This window comes from Bacillus sp. JJ1503 (assembly GCF_036965125.1).
Lineage (GTDB): Bacteria > Bacillota > Bacilli > Bacillales > Cytobacillaceae > Cytobacillus.
Genome location: NZ_JBALOZ010000304.1, coordinates 1 through 6,436, shown reverse-complemented (window position 1 = coordinate 6,436; position 6,436 = coordinate 1). Strand labels below are relative to the sequence as shown.

Annotated in this window: 4 protein-coding genes; 3 read left to right on the top strand and 1 reads right to left on the bottom strand. The window is 34.9% G+C overall.

Annotated elements, in window-relative coordinates; translation table 11 throughout:
* Together V7149_RS20815 and V7149_RS20810 are read left to right on the top strand one after the other, a co-directional pair.
* Positions 1–1,026: sensor domain-containing diguanylate cyclase (locus V7149_RS20815; RefSeq protein ID WP_335347507.1), on the top strand; the 1,026-nt coding region annotated here is incomplete at its 5' end.
* 1 nt (position 1,027) lies between these two features.
* Entirely contained in the window at positions 1,028–3,601 is a 2,574-nt protein-coding gene (locus tag V7149_RS20810; RefSeq protein ID WP_335347506.1) for an EAL domain-containing protein, read from the top strand.
* A gap of 98 nt (positions 3,602–3,699) precedes the next feature.
* Here V7149_RS20810 and V7149_RS20805 read toward each other — a convergent pair whose 3' ends face one another.
* The gene (locus V7149_RS20805) at positions 3,700–5,076 is read right to left on the bottom strand and encodes a PLP-dependent aminotransferase family protein (RefSeq protein ID WP_335347505.1); all 1,377 of its coding nucleotides are present in this window, start codon (positions 5,074–5,076) and stop codon (positions 3,700–3,702) included.
* A gap of 160 nt (positions 5,077–5,236) precedes the next feature.
* Here V7149_RS20805 and V7149_RS20800 point away from each other — a divergent pair, with 160 nt between their 5' ends.
* Positions 5,237–6,181, top strand: coding sequence for a DMT family transporter (locus V7149_RS20800; RefSeq protein WP_335347504.1), 945 nt, complete (start codon positions 5,237–5,239; stop codon positions 6,179–6,181).
* Positions 6,182–6,436: the final 255 nt, after the last annotated feature.

Genomic DNA, 6,436 nt, shown 5'->3' with positions numbered 1-6,436 from the left:
ATATTACTGTTCTTTCATTTAAAAGGGGACGGTTTATGGGAAGTCCTTTTAGATACCGGAAGTTCTTTAGTAGTACTTACATCGGTTCTATGGGCTTTTTTACTTGGCAAGAAAATCATTCTTAACTACAAAGAAAAAGAGAAGCATTATCGGAATTTGATTGATTTATCTCCAGAGGCCATATTTGTCCATCGAAATGGGAAAATCATCTTTACAAACAAAGCTGGTGTTACATTGCTGGGAGCAAATAGTGTAGGTGATTTACTTAATCACAACTGGAAAAACTACTTGTCTAGTTCCAGTGATTGGAATCATCTAATGGAAAAAGCAAAATATCGTAACAAGGGAGTATTAACCTTTCAAATTAGAGTTGAAAGACTAGACGGCCAAGTCATCGATTTAGAAATCACTTCAACAAATATTGAATACGATGGATTGCCTGCAAGGGAATTTATCGCAAGAGATATTACCTTCCGAAAAAAACAAGAAAATATGATAAAAAAATTAGCTTATCAAGATACATTGACGGGATTGCCCAATCGAAGGGCTTTTTTGGATGACCTCGAGCAGCTCATAATAGATTCGGAAAAAAACAAAAATGATTTTGCTGTTTTTTTTATTGATTTGGATGGGTTTAAAAAGGTAAACGATTCCCTAGGCCACGATACCGGCGATGAGCTCTTAAAGAGAGTAAGTGCGCTTTTAGAGAGTTGTGTCAGAGAGAATGACATACTTGCTAGATTAGCGGGAGATGAATTTACGATACTTTTACCTGAAGCTAATAAACAAGATTGCAGCATAATTGCAGATAGAATCATCGGAAGTTTAGATTTACCTCTCTACATTCTAGGAAAAGAAATTCACGTCACATCTAGTGTTGGTATTTCTTTATATCCACAAAACGGAAAGGATGCCACAACATTAATAAGAATGGCCGATGAAGCTATGTATCAAGCAAAGAATAACGGAAAAAACAGTTATCAGTTTGTAGAAGGATCTTCTGATTTAACTGAAAGGAGAATATAGCGTGGAATCGACTAATAAAACATTGAATCTCTCAACAAATCATCTAGAGATTTCTGATATATTTTTTCGATCAATATTTGAACATAACCCTGACACCGTTTTTTTTCTAGATACGAAAGGTATTATCGTAATGCCAAATGAAGGGTTTTCTGAATACTTGGGTTATAAAAATGACGAAATAATATTACATTCGATTGAGCAATTTCTCTATATAAATGAAATCCCAATATATAAAAAATGCTTTAATAAGGTTCTTTCTGGCGAAGTGCAACATATTGATACTGTTTTTATACATAAAGCCGGAAGAAAGGTTCAAATTAATCTCACTCTTATCCCTGCAAAATTTAATGGTAAAGTGGTTGGAGTTAGTGGGATAGCTAAAGATATTACAGAAGAAAAGGAAACCGCCATTGAATTAATAGAATCAGAATTAAAATTCCGTAGCCTAGTAGAGGAAGCTCTTGTCGGAGTCTATATTATACAAAATGGAAAATTAATTTATGGAAATCCCCGGCTACATCACCTTTTAGGAACAGCGATTTCATCTAATGCATTAGATGTTATGGAGTATATTCACTCAGAAGACCAAGCAGAAATGAATTCTGTTTTTAATCAATTAATCGATGGGAAGAAAGGCATTGATCATACCTTCAGAATTATTAGTAAAGATGGTTCGATTATTGATATTGAAGCCCATTCAAAAAGAATCTATTATCATGATCAATCTACTATTATAGGAACACTGCATGATGTTACTGATCGTAAAAAATCGGAGGAGTTAAACAAATTCTTAGCTTATCATGATTCTTTAACCGAACTGCCAAACAGAAGATTCTTTCAAGAAAAACTGGAAAAAGAATTAATTATCAGTAAAGCGCTCCAACAAAAAATGGCTGTTATGTTTCTCGATTTGGACCGGTTTAAATATATCAACGACACTCTAGGACATTTTGTGGGAGACGAGCTGCTGAAACTCATCTCGAAAAGGTTAAAAATCTGTCTAGGGGATAAGAACATACTAGCCAGGCTGGGCGGAGATGAATTTTCCGTATTATTACCTAATATTCAAAATACAGATCAGATTATCAAGCATTCAGAGACCATTATCAAATCATTAGAGGAACCATTTTTTATTGAAGGGTATAAGCTTTTTATTACGACAAGTATCGGGATTAGTATTTATCCAACTGATGGAGAGGATGCAGAGTCATTAATGAAGTATGCTCATTCTGCTCTTTATAAATCGAAAGAAAGCGGGAAGAACACTTACCAAATCTATACCTCATCAATGAACATACAAACCTTCAAAACATTCAATTTGGAGGCGGGCCTTCGAAATGCAATAGAGTTAAATCAACTAGAATTTTATTACCAGCCGAAGGTTTGTACACTTACAAATCAAATTGTCGGTGTTGAAGCTCTGATCCGCTGGAATCATCCGGAATGGGGACTGTTATCTCCTGATGAATTCATTCCGTTAGCTGAAGAAACAGGTTTAATCGCGGAAATAGGGAAATGGGTCAAATATAAAGCATGTTCCCAAAATAAAGCTTGGCAAGATGCAGGTTTACCGGCTATTCCTATTTCTATTAACCTATCTGCCAGTCGATTTTTAGATAAAAACTTAGTGGAAAATATCGCTAGTATCCTAGAGGAAACAAAGCTTTCTCCTGATTACTTACAAATTGAAATAACAGAATCATCTTTATTAGAAAATGAAAAGGTAGTTTTGGCTACTTTAGATGAATTAAGAAGTATAGGAGTTAGAATAGCCTTAGATGATTTCGGCACAGGGTATTCCTCACTCTCCTACCTAAAACGTTTTAGAGGTAGAATAGATACATTAAAAATTGATCAATCTTTTATTAAGGATTTAAGTGAGACAGATCCAGATAACTCCAATTTTATTACGAAGACCATTATTGAATTAGCACAGCACCTCAAAATGGAGGTTGTTGCTGAAGGTGTGGAGAATATCGAGCAGCTCCAAATATTAAATAATTTCAAATGTGAGACCATCCAAGGCTATTTATTCTCTAAGCCTGTCCCAGCAGAGGAATTTACTCACCTATTAAGAATAGGGAAATTTGAAGTTTCGGAAAGTGTTTCCGGTGGCACTACTGATAAGTTTGAAGATAAACGGGAATATTTTAGAATTAATCTCGATTTTCCTTTACTTGCCTCTATGACCCTTATACGAATTCACGGAAGAAAAGTAGAACTAGGGAACACGAATGTTTTGATTGAAGACATTGGATTAGGGGGCCTCAGGTTTTTATCAGATATTAGGTTAACTGTTCATCGAGATATAATTTTAGAATTTCAAACGGAAATTTTAGGTGAGACGATTAGCATGTATGGTTCCGTGGTATGGATGCACGAAGCAAAGCCTGGTATTTTTCAGTATGGACTGGAATTTTTGGTAGAGGAAAATGAACGCTCAAATCTAGCTAAGTTACTAAATAAGTTCGCGATTCTTCTTAGAAAAAATCCAATCGTTCCGGATTGCAATTTTGTTAAAACGGATCGATATCATTTTATTAAGAATCAAAGGGAAATATTAAAAACGGAATAATAAAATCACGTTTTATCACATTGTGATTTATAAGGCAAACGCTAAGAACATTGAATTTCCATTGAAAATTCAATGTTCTTTTTTGCAAAGTTTCAATACTAGAGGAGTAAAAAGTTATTTGGAGTTATATGATTCTTTCTACTGTCAATTAAAGCAATACAATGAGCCAATCGCTCTACCCCTAGTTTTATTTGACTTTCGTTTACTTGAGAAATGCATAATCGAAGGAGATTTTCCTTTTTATATTCTGGTAAAAACATTCTAGAGGCATCATCTACATATATATGCTGCTCGTTTAGCATATGAACTACCTGTTTTGCTTTCACATTCTCAGGTAAACTGATGGACAGATAGAATCCTGAAGTCGGTTTAGAAAATTGAGTATTAGCCGGCAGCAATAATTCACATGCTTCTTGAAGTATTTGCATTTTAGTTGAGTATACTTCTTTAATTTTTTTGAGATGGCTATTAAACATACCACTTTTTAAATAGATTTCTAGTGCACCTTGAGAAAGTGCTGAACTATTAAAATCCGAACTAAATTTATATCGTAAAAAATTGTTAATCATTACTGTAGGAAGAACGACAGTAGCAATCCTTAGCCCTGGAAGAAAAATTTTTGAAAAGCTTTTAATATAAATCACTCTCCCAGAAGGATCAAAAGAAAATAAAGGATCTGATTTTGCATTTGGATCCAGGTCCCCTAGAAAGTCATCTTCCACTATATATACATCGTATTTTTCGGCTAACTCAACAATTTTTTTCTTTTCGCTATTCGTGTAACAATGTCCAAGTGGATTGTGAAATCTCGGAACAATATAGAAAAATTTTATATCATTATTTCGAAAAATATATTCAAGACGATCAAGGTCAATTCCTTCCATCGATAACTCAATTCCCAACGTAGTAGTTTGGTGCAGATTGATGGACTCAATAAATCCGAAATAAGTAGGCTGTTCAATTAGAATATTGTTTTTTCCATTTGGAAAGGGCATAGAAACAAATAAGTTTAGGGCTTGCTGTGAGCCAGATACAACGACTAATCTTTCGGGTTTAGTGAACACTTGTAAATTCTGCAAATATTTCACTAACTGTACTCGTAATGAGTAAGATCCTTGTTGATCAGAGTATGTAAAAAGCTCTTCTTTATATTGTTCAATTGCTTGATTCATGCAATGTTGAAATTCAAGATAAGGCATAACATTCTTATCTGGACCAGCAGACAAGAAGTCAATCACCTCATTTTCATTCATCGCATTTTGAAATTCATTCACAACAAAGTAACCACTTTTAGGAACAGAATAAATTAAATGCTCTTTTTCTAATTCTTCGTATGCTTTAATGACCGTATTTTTGCTGCATGAAAAATGCTCAGACAGCTGACGAACAGAAGGGAGTTTACTTCCTGCAATAAGGATCCTATCTGCTAGCCGATGCTTAATCTCTTCCATTATCTCTATATATTTGGCACTCATACATGTATCCTCCTTTAACTGTCATGGTACAGATGGCTAAAAGAATGGTTTATTTTTTTCTGTGCACCTTTTATTATGTTGATTATAACAGAATTATTTTCTTAAGAATCAGAAAATGGTACAGACGTGATTGTATTATAACGATGGGGGTTGGGATAAGATGCAGAGAGTATCCAGAGAGAAATTCGGATTATTGTTGGGATTAGTAGGGGTCATTTGTTTTAGCTTAACACTTCCTTCTACAAGTATTGCAGTAGAATATTTTGGGGCTACGATCGTTGGCTTGGGAAGAACAGTTGTTGCCTCAATTTTAGTAGCAGTGGTTTTGATTGTTCGAAAAGAAAAACTGCCTTCAGGGCGCCAATTCAAAAGTCTACTTATTGTTGCTGCTGGTGCAGTTTTAGGATTTCCTCTTCTTACTTCTTGGGCAATGAAATCCTTGCCTGTTTCTCATGGAGCAGTGGAATTAGCCTTGTTACCATTAGCAACAGCCGGATTTGCTATGGTTAGAGCAAGGGAAATTCCTTCTCTCAAATTCTGGATTTCAAGTGCAATTGGCTCTATAGCTGTTATTATGTATGCACTTCACCTTGGATTCGGTCAATTACAAGTTGCCGATTTCGCTTTACTAGCAGCAGTGCTTATACTTGGGCTTAGTTACGCAGAAGGTGGGAAACTAGCAAAAGAATTAGGCAGCTGGCAAGTGATTGCTTGGGCCATTTTAATCGGTGCGCCATTTTTTATTATTCCAGTTGGGCTAAACCTTACTACAGAAATGCTTCATGCCCCAATACAAGCTTGGGTTAGTTTTATATATCTCGCAGTGGTTAGTCAATTTTTAGCATATGTTGCTTGGTATGGCGGAATGGCTATGGGGGGAATAGCAAGAGTTAGTCAGGTTCAATACTTACAACCATTTTTAATGATTCTATTTGCTGCAGTATTTCTAGATGAATCTATCACATTTTTCACTCTTGTAATGGCCGTAATAGTTGTATTTTCCGTTATTATCGGTAAGAATACTGCCGTAAGAAAGGTTCAACCCATATCACAGGATGCTTTACCGCAATCAGGTAAAACACATAATTCAAAATCAATTAATTAGCTAGATTACTATAGGTGCTAATATCAGTGCAGCTGCCATATTTAAACTTACATCTGGTTATTTTTGAAAATGGGAGAGCTGTTGGTTTCAGGATTTCGGACACTTTACGTATGCAAGATGTTTATAAGTCTATGCTTGTTAGTTTGTTGAATAAGGTAGTACTGACTTTTTTCAGTCTTTGATGGAAAACTAACAATATCTTTAACAGTACAAAATAAACTTTATTCAAGAAACGGGCCATATTGTTGAATAACA